Here is a 16,799-nt window from a genome sequence, read left to right on the forward strand (position 1 = left end):
CCATGCGCGAGATCACTCTTTCCAAAGCAGTCAACGAGGCCATTGCCGAAGAGATGCGTCGCGATCCGACCATCTTCCTAATGGGCGAGGACGTGGCAGAGGCGGGCACGCCGTTCAAGGTCCTCTCTGGGCTTGTCGACGAATTCGGTACCGAAAGGATAATCGACACTCCAATCTCCGAGCCGGGCTTCATGGGGATGGCTGTCGGAGCGGCGATGACGGGCTCCCGTCCCATCGTGGATCTCATGTTCGGCGACTTCATCTTCCTCGTCATGGATCAGCTTTGCAATCAGGCTGCCAAGGCGCACTACATGTCGGGCGGCAAGCTCAAGGTGCCGCTGGTCCTTCGCACGAACATGGGCGCCACGCGCCGCTCGGCTGCCCAGCATTCGCAATCGCTTCATGCTCTGGTTGCTCATATCCCCGGCGTAAAGGTCGCTATGCCTTCATCGGCCTATGAGGCCAAGGGGCTGCTGAAAACCGCGATACGCGACGATAATCCTGTTGTCATCTTTGAAGACAAGCTGATGTATCAGGAGAAGGCCAGCGTTCCGGAGGAGGAATATCTCATCCCCTTCGGTGTGGCAAATATAGTGCGAGAAGGTAATGATATCACCCTTGTCTCCACCTCCTCCATGGTCCAGGTCGCGCAGAAGGCAGCCGACATGCTCGCCCTGGAAGGCATCAGTGCCGAGGTGATCGACCCGCGCACGATCGTGCCGCTTGATGAGGAAACGATACTGTCATCCGTCAGGAAGACAGGTCGTGCCGTCGTCATTGACGAGGGACATCAGAGCTTCGGCATAACCGCCGAGATCGCCAGTCGCATCAGCGAAAAGGCGTTCTACCATCTCGATGCACCGGTCTTGCGGATGGGTGCGATGGATGTGCCGGTGCCATTTTCGCCGGTACTTGAGGACCTGACCGTTCCGACGCCGGAGAAAGTTGCCGCAAGGGCGCGCGCTGCGGTCAAGGGAGAGCTTTGAGATGGCGGGCGAAATCATCATGCCCGTTCTCGGAATGGCGCAGGATAAGGGCCTGATCGTCGCTTGGCACAAGAAGGTCGGGGACGCGGTCGGGGACGATGACGTCCTTTTCGAGGTAGAGACCGACAAGGCGAATGTCGAGGTGCCCGCGGGCATATCCGGTTTTGTTGCAGCAATTCTGGAGGAAGCGGGAACGGAAGTACCGGTAGGCCGGATGATTGCGGTCATTTCCGCAGAGAAGCCGGATGGTGAAGTCTTTATCACGACGAAGACGCCGGCCATCGTCGCCGCACCCTCGCCTGTTCAGGGACCACCGGCAAACAATCCTTCGGACAACCGCGCCGCCGGCGACGATGCAGGCAAGGGCCGGATCCTTGCCTCGCCGAAAGCCAGGCGCCTCGCCGCCGAGCGCGGGGTTGATCTCGGGGCTCTGGCGGCCACCGGCCGACCCCAGCCCTATCGTGTCGTGGATGTCACCGAGGCCTTCGCCCTGATCCCGCCCGCTCGCTCCGGGCAATCGGAGAAGACTGTCAGCTTTGCCACGGCTGATATGGCCGAATTGTACGAATACGAAGCGGTGGTCGATGCCGGTCCTTCAGCCGAATTTCTGGCCTGGGCCTCTGGGAAGCTCGGGCGCCCCTTTGATCGCGCCATGCTGTGGGCCGCCTTCGCTGCCGGCTCACTGCCGGGCGACACGGCGCTCATTCGCGTCGAAAGCGGAGGCGTGACGCAGAATTTCAGGATCGAGCCGCGGACACGCCTTTCGCAGATTGCGCCCGAGACGACGGATGGGAGCGCCGACATCGTCATCTATGACCTGTCGGAAACCCGCATTTCCGCGCTCCGCGGCGGCAATGGCGGGATACCGCTTCTTTCCATTGCGCGTGGCAGGGAGCCAGGCACGCTGGCGCTGACCATGCGCTTCCACGAACCGGGCTTGTCGCGGCCAGACGCGTTGCACTTCCTGGAGGCCTACCTAGTGCGGATGGAAAATCCGCTCAATCACCTTCTATAATTGGGCTATGCCGATGTACAAGACTGAACTCTATATAAATGGTGAATGGCGTGCTACCTCGGACGGCGAGCGCTTCGACGTTATAAACCCGGCGGACGAAACGGTGATCGCCTCGGTTGCCTCAGCGGCGCCTGCAGATGCACTTGCGGCCGTCGATGCCGCGCACGCCGCCATGAAAGCCTGGGCGGCAAAAACACCAAGGGCGCGCGCAGAAATACTGCGGAAATGCTTCGAGCTGATGACGGCGCGTCTCGATTATTTCGCCGATCTGATCACTCGGGAAAACGGAAAGGGCCGCGCCGACGCGATGGGAGAAGTGGCCTATGCTGCCGAGTTCTTTCGCTGGTTTTCGGAGGAAGCCGTCAGGGCCGATGGTCTGATGAAACATGCGCCTGCGTCGGGAGCCCGTATTTTGGTTCATCACAAGCCCGCCGGCGTTGCGGTGCTGGTCACCCCCTGGAATTATCCGGCAGCCATGGGGACGCGGAAAATTGCGCCGGCGCTGGCCGCCGGTTGCACCGTCGTCATCAAGCCAGCCTCCGAGACACCGCTCACCATGCTGGAGCTGATGCCGCTCCTGGAAGAGGCCGGCGTTCCTCCGGGTGTCGTAAACGTCCTTCCCTCCAATGCGGCCGGCGCCGTCGTCGATGCCATGTTGAGGGACTCGCGCGTCAGGGTCGTCTCGTTCACAGGCTCGACCAATGTCGGCCGTAAGCTTCTTCACTCGGCTGCCGATCATATCATCAAGCCTGCGATGGAACTTGGAGGCAACGCTCCGGTCATCGTTTTCGAGGACGCGGACCTGAACGCCGCGGTCGAGGGCGCCATGCTGGCGAAGATGCGCAATCTCGGAGAAGCCTGCACGGCTGCCAACCGCTTCTATGTGCACGAGGCGCTTGCCGAGGAATTCACGCGGCGCTTCACGGACCGCATGGCCGCTTTGAAGATGGGCAACGGCTTGGAGCGGGACGTCGATGTCGGACCCCTCGTCAATGCCGCGACGCGAGACAAGGTCGCAGGTTTCGTTGATGATGCCGTTGCAAAAGGGGCCGAAGTTCGGCTTGGTGGCACCCGTCCCAATGGTCCAGGTTTCTTTTATCCACCGACGGTGCTGTTTCGCGTACCGGAAACCGCCGCCTGCGTTCACGACGAGATATTCGGCCCAGTCGCCGCGATACAGACATTTTCCGACGAAGGCGAGGCTATCCGCCGGGCGAACGACACGGAATACGGGCTGGCCGCCTATGTCTTCACGGAGGACATGAAGCGCGGGCTCAGGGTATCGGAGCAGCTGGAATATGGCATGGTGGGTCTGAACAGGGGGCTTGTGTCCGACCCCGCGGCGCCTTTCGGCGGCGTCAAGCAATCCGGCTTGGGGCGCGAGGGCGGCCATGAAGGCATGCTGGAATTCATGGAAACTCAATATATATCAACAAGTTGGTAGGTGGTATAATGAATGCCCCGATGGCTAGTCCTTCAACGCGCGCTTTAGCACGTCGGAATGGGATCGACATTGATGCGCTTGCAGCGGAAATTGGACGCGAGAGCATTGCGCGGGAGGATGTGACGCGCAAGCTTGCCGGGGTTACGCCACCCCCGCCGCCAAGCACTACCTCGTCGCTTTGGAGTGTCGACTATGCTGCGTGGGGGCCGGTTCACAAAGAGCCGCTTTCAAAATTGATGCAGCTCGCTGCAAAAAACCTGTCAATCGCACAACAGAACATCCCCGCCGTAACCCAACACGACCGCGCCTGCATGGACGCGGTTGAAGACTTTCGTACCCGGCTTCGAGACGAAGCAAATGCGCGGGGGGTGAAGCTGACCGCGCTTGCATTCCACGTCGTGGCACTGGCGCGATGCCTTGCTACTCATCCGCGCTTCAATGCTTCCTTGACGCCAGAAGGCGATGCGCTTGTCCTCAAAAGCTATGTCCACATCGGCATTGCCGTCGATACACCGCATGGCCTGCTGGTGCCCGTCATCCGCGACGCGGATAAGAAGGGCCTTTTCCGGATAGCGCGCGATATCACCGATCTTGCAGCCAGAGCACAGGCGAGAAAGCTGAAGCCCGACGAAATGGGCGGAGCCTCGATGTCGATCACCAATCTCGGCGGCATCGGCGGGACAGCATTTACGCCGATCGTCAATCCCCCCGAAGTCGCGATCCTCGGGATCTCGCGCGCCGAGACGGTCCCAGTCTGGAATGGCGTGGAATTCATTCCGAGGTTAATGGCACCCCTGGACCTCTCCTACGATCATCGCGCAGTCAACGGCGCGGAAGCCGCCCGTATGCTTGCCAAATATGCCGAGCTTCTTGCCGATCCGAGAATGTTGCTACTCTGACCGCTGGCGACATGCGGCGTACGCAAATGGGCTAGAGCGATGGGACGCCTCTGGAATAGACACGACAAAGAGCATTTTGATGGATGTTCGAATGTGGAAATTGTTGAAGCGCATTGGCCCGTCCGTGCGGGAGGCTCTCGCAACGCTTGCTGCCGGATATACCATCTTCGATCTGGATCAGCACGAATCGGACAAGCGTGCGGATGCTTCTAAGCTGAAACTTGGGGCTACATCTCAAACTGTGAAAGTACATGAGCATCCTGATCCAGCGCCTTGGGATGAGACGTGGGAAGACCCTGGCATTTAGACATCAAGTTTTCTTGCGTCCTGCATGTCAATCGGCGTCGTAACGGGCCCCCTATCGGCTTCCATAAGCCAGAGAATAGAGAGGTCGGCGGATAAACGATACGATGATCGGAGTGGATCTGGCGAAGAATGTGTTTGTGCGATTTGCAAGTCGCGTGAGTTTCTGTTTCACAGGAGGAGAAATGTCCTGAAGAAACCGGCTGTTCCATCAGCCGTTCCCTACCTGGACATGCGGAGCCGGCAACAGCTCGGTGTGAAGCTCCAGGGACAACGTAGCCGCCGGATATCCGGTATGCCGAACCGCAAGGCAAGGCGGAATCTGCCAGCACGAAGGCGGAGAGGAGCAAGGGATGAGTGGGTACGACCAACATATGTGAACTTCCGATAAACGCCGTGATCTTTGACAAGCCAAACGTGCTGACAGGCTTGAACCAAAACGGTACGCGGTGAGGTGGTCTTTGAATACTGGGCCACCATGGACGATCAGCCGCCGGCGAAGAGGAAGGGTCCGCCCCGCTCGGAGACACATGCGGAACAGGGTAAGCCCCTAGTTGCTGCCTGCAACGGCAGGCGGACCATAAGGAATGCTGTTGGCGCTGGGGGTAAAGGAATGCGGAAAAAGCGAATGCCCGGCTGTAATGGACGGGATACGGGCTGAGACATTGCCTGACGCGAAAGCGGGCTGACTTCCGTGCGGTCATTCATGGCGAGAGAACGTTGACCAATCGTTATACGAGGGAAAGCAGATGACGGCGATCGGCGCGAAAGCGAGCTTCTCATCGATAGACTCGTACATCTGGAAAATGCTCTGGAAATGGGCAAGTCGACGTCATCCCACGAAAGGAGCGCGGTGGGTGAGGAACAGGTACTTCCGGGTCAATGGACACCGGTCCTGGGATTTTGCTACGAAGGCTCCGACGGATGCCAGTACCAGTGGGCGCCGGCTCTTCCGCCCAATGACAATCCTAATTGCGAGACACGTCAAAATCCGGGGACTGGCTAATCCATGTGATCCGGCATGGTCCGCCTACTTCTTCCGCCGTCAGATCGCGAAACATTCCATCGAGTTGTTCGGTGCCACACCATGGTGCTGAAGAATGGCTTGAGCCGGATGCGGGGTGATCCGCATGTCCGGTTCTTAGGGGGCGATGGCGCAGCAATGCGCCGCTGCTACCCGACCAGGTACACGGGGCGTCGATGACAGGCGATGTGAAGTATCACACTGTCTCGCGGGCAGTTCTTCCGGTTCATGTCAGAGCAGTAACCAGCACTTGTCGTGATGGAGGCCTGGGGAGCGCCCATTACTGGGTGCGTGAGTTGGTGAAGCTGGACCATGCAGTCAAGCTGATCGCGCCGCAGTACGTGCGCGCGTTCGTGAAACAGCAGAACAACGACGCAGTCGATGCTGAGGCAATCGTCATTGCAGCTCGTCAACCTGAAATGCGCTTTGTCGAGCCAAAGACCGCTGATCAGCAAGCTCGGGCGGTTCTGTTCCGGGCGCGTGAGCGTATTTTTCATCAGCAAACGGAATTGGTGAACGCAATGCACGCCGTTCTCTACGAATATGGACAGGTGATTCCGCACGGAATTGGCCACATCAAGCGTATTTAGGTGATCCTCAACAATACTGAGATCGACCTGCCCGAGATTGTACAGGAGGAATGCCGCGACCTTCTGGCTCAGATTGGCCAGAAGACGGCCCGGATCGAAGAGAAGGCCAGGAAGCTCGCGGAGCTGTCTCGGCGAAGCGGAGCTGCGCGCCGGCTTCAGACCATGCCGGGTGCGGGGCCGTTGACTGCGTTGGCCGTCAAAGCTTTCGCGCCGGCGATGCAGAGCTTCCGATGCGGTCGTGAATTTGCCGCTTGGCTCGGCCTCGTTCCACGACAGTTCTCTTCTGGTGGGAAAGAAAGACTTGGCCGGGTGTCGAAGGCTGGTCAGGCCGACATCCGCAGGCTCCTGATCCTCGGGGCAATGGCGCGCCTGAGTTGGGCGGGTCGCAAAACGCGAGTACAAGGATCGTGGCTTTCGCGGATGCCCGCGAAGAAGCCGCGCATGCTGGTGGCGATCGCACTGGCGAACAAGATGGCTCGGACAATATGGGCCATGCTGACGAAGCAGGAAGATTATCGAGACCCAGCTCTGGCAATGGCGGCGTGAAAGGAAACTACCGCGGATAACCAGGACTGGCAAAGAGGCGTGAGAAGTCGACGACCTGAATGGGCGCATGATCGAACCGATCGGGAACGGGAAAACAGTTTGGCACTTTGGGCCCGCAAGCTCGGGATTAAGATTTGGACCCGCTCAGCAGATCACCATACCGGCCGGTGGCCTTTGCGAGCGCCGCAACGAAAGGCCTGACAGAAGACCGCACTCGATCACACGTCAAAGAAGGTCAGAAACTTCTTGCCAGACTCGCGGCAACCACAGAAGTGCCGAGCAACAGCCACGTTAGAATCGGAGCTTGTAGAAGCTGTGTGCCGTCACCGCGTTCGTTTGGGGAGGAAATATCCGTCTTCGACGCTAATGTGGTCAAATCCATCAACGAAATACTGCCGATCAGGCCTCTCCGACAAATTCGATGCCGATATCCGTCAACTTTCGCCAGCGAACGACGCAGCTTTTCCGGGCGCCATCTTCGAACGCAAGCTCGAAACTTTCCGGGATACCTGCGGTGCTCGGCATAACCAATTTTGCCCCGTTCGTGGAAAGGTTCCTCACGGCGCAATCTCGCGTCAAAGAACCGTTGGCGTAGATAATCCGCGCTCCTTTGAGAGCACGCGTTCTGGCAGATTTTCGGCGTTCATTCATCGATTCCCCATCGGAGCTAGACATGGCTCAATGTACTTCCTTCATCCAGTGATACGCTAAGGTTCGTCCTTAAAGGACGGACAGATGATTGCAGTGCTGAGGGACCAAGAGGCAGGCGCGAATGACGCCGCTGCGAACGATCTATGCTGCTATAGTCTCATCCCCCGTTGCGAACATGTTCGTCAAATGAAGGAAGCAAATCATTCCCGATGGGTGTGTGATGATCCCCTCGCAGCATGATCGATCGATGGACCCGATGATGTCGGGGGGCGGCTGAAGTTGATCCGCGGTGACGGAGATCATGTCGGTCACCCGGTCTACGACAAGTCCCATCGGCTTTCCGTGAACCTCCACCACCACGATTGCACTGCGCTCGGTCGTTTCGCCTGAGCGCATCCCAAGTTTGCGGGCGAGATCGATCGTCGGGATGATTGTTCCGCGTAAATTGATCACACCGAGAACTTCAGCGGACGTATGTGGCAGTGGCGTCGAGGCTGCCCATCCGCGAATTTCGCGAACGGACGTCGTTTCAATGCAGAATGTTTGCTCGCCGAGCTGGAATGCGATGATGTCGAGCGTGGTCTGGCCGTTCACGTTGGTGCTAAGGCCGGACATCAGAATTCCTCCCAACTGTCACCGCCCTTGACTGCGGCATTCCCCTGGAACGCATGTGCAACCTTCGCTGTCATCTGCCGCACCGCATTGGCAGCCGATCGCGGCGTGGCAGAGGTGGCACTCGCCGCCGAACGCTGGGATTGCACCCCGCCGATATTGAACTGAGAAAGAAGTTGGAACAGAGCGTCAGCTTCTCTCGCCAGCCCGTGTGCAGCTGCAGACGTCTCCTCGACCATGGCAGCGTTCTTTTGTGTGCCTTGGTCCATCATGTTGACCGCGGTATTGATTTCCTTCAGGCCTGTAGCCTGTTCTCGGGACGCCTCGACGATTGCGCCGACATTGCTGTCGACATGCACGACCTGTCCGGCTATCTCCTCCAGGGCCTTGCCGGTTTCGCCGACAAGGGCGACTCCACTCTTAACATGTCCGTTTGACGTACCGATCAGATCCTTGATCTCCTTCGCCGCCTTGGCCGAGCGCTGGGCAAGCTCACGAACCTCTTGCGCTACGACCGCAAAGCCTTTGCCAGCGTCGCCTGCGCGGGCGGCTTCAACGCCCGCATTCAAAGCAAGGAGATTTGTCTGGAAAGCGATCTCGTCGATCACACCAATGATATTGGCGATCTCCGATGCGGAAGTCTCGATCTTTCCCATCGCCTCAACCGCCTGTCGCACGACCAGGCCCGAGCGTTCTGCACTCTCCTTGGTCCTGCGGACCAGCTGGCCTGCCTCCTGAGCCCGATGACTGGAATCAGAGACGGTCGTGGTGATCTCTTCCAGGGCTGCCGCGGTTTCCTCCACGGAAGCGGCCTGCTGCTCGGTGCGGCGGGAGAGATCATCGGAAGCGGTCCGGATTTCCTGCGATGCGGCGGCGATGGCGCCGGCATTCTTCGATACCGTTTCCATGGCCGAGCGGAGTTTGGAGGCAGCGCTGTTGAAATCCAACCGGAGCTTCTCCAGCGTCGGCAAGAAGGGCATGCCGAGCTCCTGGGTCAGGTCGCCGTCGGCAAGGCCTTGTAGCGCGGAAGCGAGATTGTCCACGTTTTCGACGCGCTTCGTGACGTCGGTTGCGAACTTGACGACCTTGAAGACCTTGCCGTTCATATCAAAGATCGGGTTGTACGACGCCTGGATATAGACCTTCTTTCCGCCCTTCCCAAGGCGCATGAACTCATCGGCGACAAACTCGCCTCCCGCCAATCGGGTCCAGAAGCGCCTATAGTCGTCACTTTGGGTGTAGGCGGGCTCACAGAACATCGAGTGATGCTTTCCCTTGATCTCCGACAGATGGTATCCAAGCGTGTTGAGAAAGTTGTCGTTGGCCGTCAGAATCTCGCCCGCTGGCGTAAACTCAATAATGGCCTGAGCGCGCGACAGCGCGTCAAGCTTCCCGGCATCCTCGGCGCTCTTCAGCTTTTGCGCTGTTATATCGGTTGCGAACTTGACAACCTTATAGGGTTTGCCGCCCCTGAACACCGGGTTGTAGGAACCCTCGATCCAGATTTCCCTTCCGCCTTTACCAATCCGCTTATATTGGCGCTGATCAAATTTCCCAGCAGCCAGATCGCTCCAGAACTGCCGGTATTCGGCGCTGGAGGCCTCTGCTGGATCGACAAATATCCGATGATGCTGCCCGACAATTTCGTTCAGCTCGTAGCCAAGCGCGGCACAAAAGTTCGGATTAGCGGATAGAATTCTTCCTGTGAGGTCGAATTCGATGATCGCCTGCGATTTGCTCATCGCTGCAAGGACGGCGCTTGCGTCAGACGAGAAACCAAAAGACATAATACCCATGATGTACTCCATGTCCGCCGAGGGCTCGTGTCCGCCGATTAGGCTCTGTTGGACTTGGAGGCCGTGGCTTTCGGTTACAGGTCAGCCGGCTGATTGACATTGGGACAATCCCTCCTCCCGGCGCCCCTATTTCTAGGGTCGAACACCAAACAAAATCTTAATTTCGTCAGGCGCAGGTGAGCATTCGCTCAACAGCTGCACATTCTGCTCATTCCTCCAACCCCCAGGGTTGTAAAACGCGTTCGAAGGCCCCCGCTGAGGCAGCCAACGCGATCACACCAATTTCCGTTCGATCTTCAGCTAGGAAATAAGTCCGCGTCGGATCGCCTCAGCGATCGCGTGAACGCGATTGTCCGCACCGAGCTTGCGGATTGCAGCCTTCATGTAACTATTCACGGTGTCCGGCGTGTAACCGCTCAATATGGCAATCTCGTCCGTTGTCTTGCCGAGACTTGCAAATTTTAAGCAGGTGATCTCACCCTCGATCAACTTAAGCGTCTGCGCCGAGAACCTATCCATGATTGGCCGCGTCAGAACGCGGTGGGTGGTCTCGGCGATCTCGCCCAGGAATTCGATTTCTTCCTCTAAGAAAGGTGTCGAACGAGAGAAGGTGACCGCACCGAACACCACGTTACCGCGTCGGATAGGAAAAAGTGTACGATTGAGCACCCCGAAGGTTCTGGCAAGATATTGCAGCCTTTGGGGAGGAGGTGTTTCAGCATAGACTTCCTCCTCAATGACCACGTCCGCGGACGACATTGATGCCGCCACGAAAGGATCGGAGTTCAGGAGGTCATCGCCATAATAGGCGTCGAGAAAGGCTGGCGGCACATCGGTGTCGATCGAATGCCCGCTGCCGAACCGGTAGCCATCGAGGTCAAGTCCCGATACCGCAAAGAAATCAAACGGCACGGCTCCACGCAGCTTTTCAATAAACGGATGCAACACCACCTGCCTGCGGGTGGGCAGCGACCTCAGATCGGGGACATCATTAAGAGGGTCGCTGAGAGCGAGGGCGCGGGAGAACGGCAATCTTCAAATCTCCAACCATGTTCAGACATCAGGTTCTGGGGGTGAAGTATTAAGAATGTGTAAATGCGCAACCGCAAGCTTATCCGGTGTAATGCACACTGCTACCTCGCCCAAGCGGTTCGCAAGACTGACCGCAATGGATGGGCACGCCGGCCTCCTGCAAGCTCGATGATCTTGTTGATGGGCATGTTAAGGTTAACGGTGAGCGGGCATGCGGGAGGATTTTGGGAGTCGGATTTGCTCACAGGCGAGCGATGGTTCGCCATAGGTCCATGGCTGTGGTGCGTAGTTCGCGGTGATGGCTCGAAGTAATGTCGTGGCGCGGGATGTAGAATAGGTTGGCGATCGGGTCATGGATAGAGACAAATCGTTGTAGATGTCGCTGTGTGCGGGTTTCACAAAATACGGGACAAGGATTTCAGTAAGTCGCGGACAAAATATGCGGCGGATTTAGATCGATTTTCGTGAGCGCCGATCTGGCAATTTGTCCTCGTGTTTTAAGCGAGGACCTGATGCCCAGACGGAAGGTCGGTCATGGCCAGTAATCGCACATCAACTTCCAACTTCCGTTAAATTGACGATCCCCTCCGTGTTTCTTCGGACAGTCGTCCAGTCAGCCTGGATCGAAAGACGATCGCCAAACCCTGGCGTTACGCTGCCGCGGCCCGCAGTCCGATATTCGTTGAGCGGCGGGTTGCGAACCGCCCTACCATCTGAGTCAACTTTTCGGTCTCATGCACGAGAGTTTGCGATGCGGCGGTTGTCTCCTCGACCATGGCAGCGTTCTGTTGCGTGACCTTGTCCATCTCGTCCCCAGCCGTGGAAACTTCATGGAGGCTCACGGCCTGTTCCCTGGCCGCCATCGCAATCTTGTCTATGATGGCGCTAATGCCGCCCACCTGTTCACAGATTTCCCTAAGCGACGTACCCGTCTCGTCAACAAGCTTTACGCCTGTTGTGACCTGAGCTGTCGAGGTTGAAATCAATCCCTTGATCTCGCGAGCGGCTCGCGCAGATCTTTGGGCAAGTTCCCGAACTTCTTGCGCGACCACAGCGAAGCCTTTGCCCGCCTCCCCAGCACGAGCAGCTTCGACCCCCGCATTGAGTGCCAGCAGGTTCGTCTGGAACGCGATTTCGTCGATCACACCGATGATGTTGCCGATCTTTGCAGACGAGTCCTGGATTTCGCTCATCGCACTGATTGCGCGCTCCACCACCGCTCCGCCGCTTTCCGCATTTGTCTTGGCGAGCGCGACGGTCTTCTGGGCGTGGTCTGTACCATCGGCAGTGGCGTTGATGCCGCTGGCCACCTCGCCAAGAGCGGCAACTGTCTCTTCTAGAGAGGCGGCCTGCTGCTCCGTCCGGCGTGCAAGATCGTTGGATGCGCTTGATATTTCAAACAATCCTGACTGGATGGTCCCGACGCTCAGGATGACAGCGTCGATCGCATCCTCCAAAGTGGACACCGCACTGTTGAAGTGGTCTCTGATCCCTTGATATCTGGAATCGACCGCTCCGATGCGTGCTGTCAGATCTCCCTTAGAAAGCGCATCCAGACCGCCGGAAATCTGGCAGAAGGCATGTTCCATCGCTTGCGCTTCCGTCATACGTTCAGCTTCACGTTCAAGCCGCATATTGTCCGCCTGCTGCCTTTCGCGGTCAGCCTCGGCTTCGGCATTGATCCGGGCGCGGTCATTTTCCCGGAACACTTGCAGCGCGACGATCATCTCCCCGATCTCGTTATCGGTTTTGGTGAGCTTCAGATGCGTGTCGGATTCTCCCCTGGCCAGCCGAGCCATTGCCTGCGCAACTTGCATCATCGGCTGCGCAACGGAGCGGACCATGAAGAACGCAATGGCCATAGCCAGCACGAGGCTGAACAAACCGGCACCCCACATCCAGGACGTACCCTGATTGCCCTGGAGCTCGGATTTCGACGCAATTTCGCCCGCGATCTCGACAATGCCGTCGGTGACGCTCTGCGATGTCGACACGACCAGCGAGGCCTGCTGATCGAACGATGCCAAATTCGTCTTCAAGGCGTTGAACGTCTCGTCCAGTTGGGCAAGGTTGACGGTCATGTCATTGCCGGAAGTCTTGGCCAGCATGCCGCCCAAAGCTTGTGCCTTTTTCAGGCCTGCAGTGACGGTCGCGGCGGCGTCATCGGAGGCTTGGAGGCGATATCGCTCGACTTGAACCAGTGTATCCTTCAACACATTGGCGAAGTTGCGTGCAGTTCCAGATACGATACGTGCTTTGGATCGCGCGTTGTCCTTCTCGCTTTTGGAGGCCAGTTCCGCTTCTGCCGATTTGCGTAGCGCCTCGTTGAGCTTCTGAGAAGCAGCGGAAATTTTAGCGAAAAGCGCAAAGTCTTGTGTGGCGGACAAAGCTGCACCGTTGTCTTTCGACAGGGTAGTCTGGATCTCCGCAAAGGCGCTTGCCAGGCTGCTGACGATCGGCTGGATGTCGGGTGTTCCTCCAAGCTTGACAACTTCAGCCAGGCTGGCCTGCGCACGAGCCATCGGTTCTGCGATCTGATCAGGCGATATCTGGCCACCTAATGCCGAGTCTTTTACCAGTGCCAATTCGACAGCATTCATCCCGTCGCTGAAATTGCCGGCGTTTTGGGCAAGGATACGGATGGTGTTTAGGCTTATCAATGCGTTGTTCGAATTGGTCTCGGCCTGGTTGGCGATATCTTGCGCATTCTTTTCAGCCTGCTCAGCCAGGGAAACCAAGCTTCCGGTCGCATCGCGCAGAGCGACGCCTGCTTTCTGAACCGCGTCCTCAGAGACCGCGAGAGCTTTGACCGCATTCGACATCAGCGAGATGCCATCCGAGAGATGCGAGCCTTCTTCTTTTGACAGCGCCAGAGAATTGAGTGTTGCTTGCGCCGTCTCGAGGGCACTGGCTGCTTCATCGATTCGTTTGGGTTCTTTGCCGACAAGATACTGGATAATGGCACCTTCAGCCCGATTGGCTCCGATAAGTACCTTTGAAGTATCGACCGTCTGAGACACGGCACCTGTCAGGCTTCCGATACCGCGAATTCCGACAAACGCGACTAGGACAACCGATATCAGCAATAAAGCCATCCCACTCGATGTTCTGAAACCAATGGATTTCACTTTTTGGGACAATTTCATGCTCTAACCTTTCTCCCGCAGCGTAACTCCGCCCAAGCACTCATCGAATGCTAAGAAGAATGGATAAAAAAGTGCTTAAATCCGTTTGGAAGATTAGAAACGCAAGACGGCGCTCGATGCTGCTGACGCTATCGGCGTCGAAGTTGATACGGCCTTCCGGCGCAAGAAAATCTTCCATGAGAATTTCTTCGGAAATGCGATGGGTCTCAAGCGAGCGCGCCCGGGCAAAAAGGATGAACCTGTGCATAGGCCGGCTGCGACCAGACGCTCGTCGTCACCTCTTCGCCGAAGCGGCTCTTGAAGGCGCTGACGAAACGGTCATTCGCCTCGTTCTCGACCGTCTGGAAATAAGTCGCCGAGAGAATGTGGCCGGTGCAGGCATCGGCTCCTATCTCGCGTATCTCGGTCTCGGCCATGGTCAGACTGGCGATCGGAGCCCGCTTGCGATCGATGCCGGCCTCGGCATACATGCGATAGAAGCGCTGTGCCGGCCGTCCTATAATCGTTGAGAAGATGGCGTCCGGCTGGAGGCGAACGATGTCGGAAATGACCGACCGCAGCGTTTGCTCGTCGGCATGAAGAGGAAGATATCGCTCGCTGACGACCTCGCCGCCCTTTGCCTCCACCACGTCCCGCATGACCCGATTGGATTCGCGTGGGTAGATATAATCCGCGCCGACGAAGAAAATCCGGCGTCCATGGTTGCGCAGAAGGTATTCGGCGAGCGCGAAGGTGTTCTGATTGAGGGTGGCGCCGGTGTAGACGACATTCTCGGAATATTCAAAGCCTTCGTACATTGAGGGATAAAACAACAACCCGTTGTGCCGCTCGACAATCGGCAGCACGGCCTTGCGGCTGGCCGACATCGACGCGCCGAAGATGATATTGACGTCGTCGTCAGCCAGGAGGCGCCGCGCGAGATTGCGATAGGCGGTTTGATCGCCGCCTGGATCGTAGGCGATCGGAACGATAGGCTTGCCAAGCACGCCTCCGGCCGCATTGACCTCTTCGATCGCAAGCGCGGTGCCAAGAAAGTGCTCGGTTTCCGTGATTTCGCTGATTCCGCTTCTGGAAAAAAGCACTCCCACCCGCCATTCGGAGCTTGTCATCTTCGCCTCTTCCGACGTCGCTGGAGATTCGATAGCTGGGAATTCTGTAATCCCGCGCGTTCGACTTCCCTACCCTTAGTGCGTTTCCATAGGATGCTGCAAGCGGGTTGGATGCACGTCATTAGGTTAGCCATCGCCAACGGAAGGAAGTGGTTTGCCGTCATGAACCGATCCGGGCATCACATTGCCGGGTATCGGGCAGACATACGCCTGCCCATCGGTCTTGTCCGCCCATTCGGCCCTGGCCGCGGCCAAGAGTTCTGGCGTTGTCATCAGCGATAGCCCAGTTGTCGCAAGCGTTTTTGCAGCATGCACCATGGCCTTGTGGGCGACTACGCTCTTTCCCTGGGCGACGACCTGCCAGGTATGAGGATTGGTGCCGATCGCCCAGGCCGGCGTCCAGCATTGCGCCGTCGGCGTCACCCAGCTGACATCACCGACATCGGTCGACCCGGCGCGGAAATGCGACTGGCCTTCGAACTCACGCAAGCCAAGATGCAGCGGCGTCGATCCGTCGATCTTCGCATCGGAAAAGACATCTCCCCTGATCTGATAGAGCCGGATGCTGCTCCTGATCGCCTCGTCGGTAAAGGTTTGCTGAATGGATTTGGCAAAAGCGAGATCCGCCTCGTCGAAGGCGATCGGGCCGAGCGCCATCATATTCTCGTGCATGGCGGTTTCGAGCGTGATGTTCGGCAAGAGATTGGTCGAAGCCGTGTCGAACACGATCTCCACCTCCGTTTCCGTCATCATGGCGGCGCCGCGCGCCACTTTCTCGACGCGTTTGGCAAGATCCAGAGCCTGCGGCATTTCCGGAGCGCGGATCAGATAGAGCACCTCAGCCTTTGCCTGAACGACATTCGCCGCCCTGCCACCCGTATCGGTGATCGCATAATGCACGCGGCAATCCTGCGGTATGTGCTCGCGCAGGAAATTGACACCGACATTCATCAGCTCCACCGCATCGAGCGCCGACCGGCCGAGATGGGCCGCGTTCGACGCATGCGCAGCGACACCCTTGAAACGATAATAATATTCGATGACCGCGAGATTGTTGGTCGAGCGCACTCCGTTGAACGGCGCCGGATGCCAGGTCAGAGCGGTATCGACATCATCGAACAGACCCGCCCGCACCATGAAGGTCTTGCCTGAGCCGCCCTCTTCACCCGGGCACCCGTAATAGCGGACGGTGCCGGGGAGATTATTTGCCTTCATATGCCGGGAAAGCGCAACTGCCGCGATCAGCGAACCGACGCCGAGCAGGTTATGGCCGCAGCCATGCCCGGTCGCGCCATCGACCAGGGCTTGGTGCTCAGCCACCCCGGCAACCTGGCTCATGCCGGCCAGCGCATCGAACTCGCCCAGAAAAGCAATCACCGGCTTGCCGGCACCGAAATCGCCGACAAAGGCCGTCTCCATGCCGGCCACGCCGCGCCGGAGCGAAAAGCCATTATCTTCGAGCGCTTTTGCAAGGAGTTCGGACGAACGCGTCTCCTCGAATTTCAGTTCGGCAAAATCCCAGATGCTGTCGCTGAGCTTGGTAAAATCCGGCTTCATTCCTTCGATCGCTGCGGCAATCGATTGCACGGTCTCTTGATTCATCGCGCGTCCTCGTATCGTGCTGGCGCCTGCGAAGGGGCGCACGA

The 16,799-nt window shown here is 58.0% G+C and carries 12 protein-coding genes and 2 pseudogenes; 7 read left to right on the plus strand and 7 right to left on the minus strand.

Annotation, left to right across the window (positions count from 1 at the left end):
• Positions 1-2 precede the first annotated feature (2 nt).
• The 7 genes from AC13QE_RS24720 to AC13QE_RS24750 all read left to right on the plus strand — a co-directional run bounded on the left by AC13QE_RS24720 (position 3) and on the right by AC13QE_RS24750 (position 6,807).
• The gene (locus AC13QE_RS24720; RefSeq protein WP_488485653.1) at positions 3-986 is read left to right on the plus strand and encodes an alpha-ketoacid dehydrogenase subunit beta; all 984 of its coding nucleotides are present in this window, start codon (positions 3-5) and stop codon (positions 984-986) included.
• Position 987: 1 nt separating this feature from the next.
• Positions 988-2,001, plus strand: coding sequence for a biotin/lipoyl-containing protein (locus AC13QE_RS24725; RefSeq protein ID WP_488485654.1), 1,014 nt, complete (start codon positions 988-990; stop codon positions 1,999-2,001).
• Positions 2,002-2,014: 13 nt separating this feature from the next.
• A complete protein-coding gene (locus AC13QE_RS24730; protein ID WP_488485655.1) occupies positions 2,015-3,445 on the plus strand; it encodes an NAD-dependent succinate-semialdehyde dehydrogenase in 1,431 nt (476 codons plus the stop codon).
• Positions 3,446-3,465: 20 nt separating this feature from the next.
• Complete coding sequence (locus tag AC13QE_RS24735; RefSeq protein WP_488485656.1) at positions 3,466-4,344, plus strand: 2-oxo acid dehydrogenase subunit E2; 879 nt, start codon at positions 3,466-3,468, stop codon at positions 4,342-4,344.
• A 1,052-nt stretch (positions 4,345-5,396) separates the two neighbouring features.
• Complete coding sequence (locus tag AC13QE_RS24740; protein ID WP_488485657.1) at positions 5,397-5,744, plus strand: group II intron maturase-specific domain-containing protein; 348 nt, start codon at positions 5,397-5,399, stop codon at positions 5,742-5,744.
• A gap of 103 nt (positions 5,745-5,847) precedes the next feature.
• The gene (locus AC13QE_RS24745) at positions 5,848-6,261 is read left to right on the plus strand and encodes a hypothetical protein (RefSeq protein ID WP_488485658.1); all 414 of its coding nucleotides are present in this window, start codon (positions 5,848-5,850) and stop codon (positions 6,259-6,261) included.
• On the plus strand, positions 6,262-6,807 hold the full coding sequence (locus AC13QE_RS24750; RefSeq protein ID WP_488485659.1) for a transposase: 546 nt from the start codon (positions 6,262-6,264) through the stop codon (positions 6,805-6,807).
• A 792-nt stretch (positions 6,808-7,599) separates the two neighbouring features.
• Here AC13QE_RS24750 and AC13QE_RS24755 read toward each other — a convergent pair.
• The 7 genes and pseudogenes from AC13QE_RS24755 to AC13QE_RS24785 all read right to left on the minus strand — a co-directional run bounded on the left by AC13QE_RS24755 (position 7,600) and on the right by AC13QE_RS24785 (position 16,755).
• On the minus strand, positions 7,600-8,073 hold the full coding sequence (locus AC13QE_RS24755; RefSeq protein ID WP_488485660.1) for a chemotaxis protein CheW: 474 nt from the start codon (positions 8,071-8,073) through the stop codon (positions 7,600-7,602).
• Positions 8,073-9,866, minus strand: coding sequence for a methyl-accepting chemotaxis protein (locus AC13QE_RS24760; protein WP_488485661.1), 1,794 nt, complete (start codon positions 9,864-9,866; stop codon positions 8,073-8,075). The genes AC13QE_RS24755 and AC13QE_RS24760 overlap by 1 nt, the downstream gene beginning before the upstream one ends.
• A 300-nt stretch (positions 9,867-10,166) precedes the next feature.
• Positions 10,167-10,898, minus strand: a complete 732-nt coding sequence (locus AC13QE_RS24765) for a helix-turn-helix transcriptional regulator (RefSeq protein ID WP_488485662.1) — start codon at positions 10,896-10,898, stop codon at positions 10,167-10,169.
• Positions 10,899-11,139: 241 nt separating this feature from the next.
• A pseudogene (locus AC13QE_RS24770) lies at positions 11,140-11,289 on the minus strand (IS6 family transposase); the annotation flags it as partial.
• 259 nt (positions 11,290-11,548) lie between these two features.
• Positions 11,549-14,044, minus strand: a complete 2,496-nt coding sequence (locus AC13QE_RS24775; protein ID WP_488485663.1) for a methyl-accepting chemotaxis protein — start codon at positions 14,042-14,044, stop codon at positions 11,549-11,551.
• A 127-nt stretch (positions 14,045-14,171) separates the two neighbouring features.
• Positions 14,172-15,153 (minus strand): annotated as a pseudogene (locus tag AC13QE_RS24780) (transporter substrate-binding domain-containing protein); the annotation flags it as partial.
• Between the two features lie 126 nt (positions 15,154-15,279).
• Positions 15,280-16,755, minus strand: a complete 1,476-nt coding sequence (locus AC13QE_RS24785; protein ID WP_488485664.1) for a M20 family metallopeptidase — start codon at positions 16,753-16,755, stop codon at positions 15,280-15,282.
• Positions 16,756-16,799 lie beyond the last annotated feature (44 nt).

Source organism: Martinezella sp. CNPSo 3957, from assembly GCF_057784395.1.

What these genes read in the sequence shown, in the direction of transcription:
- AC13QE_RS24720 (WP_488485653.1), top strand. Translation starts at nt 3, where the DNA reads ATGCGCGAGATCACTCTTTCCAAAGCAGTCAACGAGGCCATTGCCGAA.
- AC13QE_RS24775 (WP_488485663.1), bottom strand. Translation starts at nt 14,044, where the DNA reads ATGAAATTGTCCCAAAAAGTGAAATCCATTGGTTTCAGAACATCGAGT.
- AC13QE_RS24745 (WP_488485658.1), top strand. Translation starts at nt 5,848, where the DNA reads ATGACAGGCGATGTGAAGTATCACACTGTCTCGCGGGCAGTTCTTCCG.
- AC13QE_RS24755 (WP_488485660.1), bottom strand. Translation starts at nt 8,073, where the DNA reads ATGTCCGGCCTTAGCACCAACGTGAACGGCCAGACCACGCTCGACATC.
- AC13QE_RS24725 (WP_488485654.1), top strand. Translation starts at nt 988, where the DNA reads ATGGCGGGCGAAATCATCATGCCCGTTCTCGGAATGGCGCAGGATAAG.
- AC13QE_RS24740 (WP_488485657.1), top strand. Translation starts at nt 5,397, where the DNA reads ATGACGGCGATCGGCGCGAAAGCGAGCTTCTCATCGATAGACTCGTAC.
- AC13QE_RS24735 (WP_488485656.1), top strand. Translation starts at nt 3,466, where the DNA reads ATGGCTAGTCCTTCAACGCGCGCTTTAGCACGTCGGAATGGGATCGAC.
- AC13QE_RS24760 (WP_488485661.1), bottom strand. Translation starts at nt 9,866, where the DNA reads ATGGGTATTATGTCTTTTGGTTTCTCGTCTGACGCAAGCGCCGTCCTT.
- AC13QE_RS24785 (WP_488485664.1), bottom strand. Translation starts at nt 16,755, where the DNA reads ATGAATCAAGAGACCGTGCAATCGATTGCCGCAGCGATCGAAGGAATG.
- AC13QE_RS24730 (WP_488485655.1), top strand. Translation starts at nt 2,015, where the DNA reads ATGTACAAGACTGAACTCTATATAAATGGTGAATGGCGTGCTACCTCG.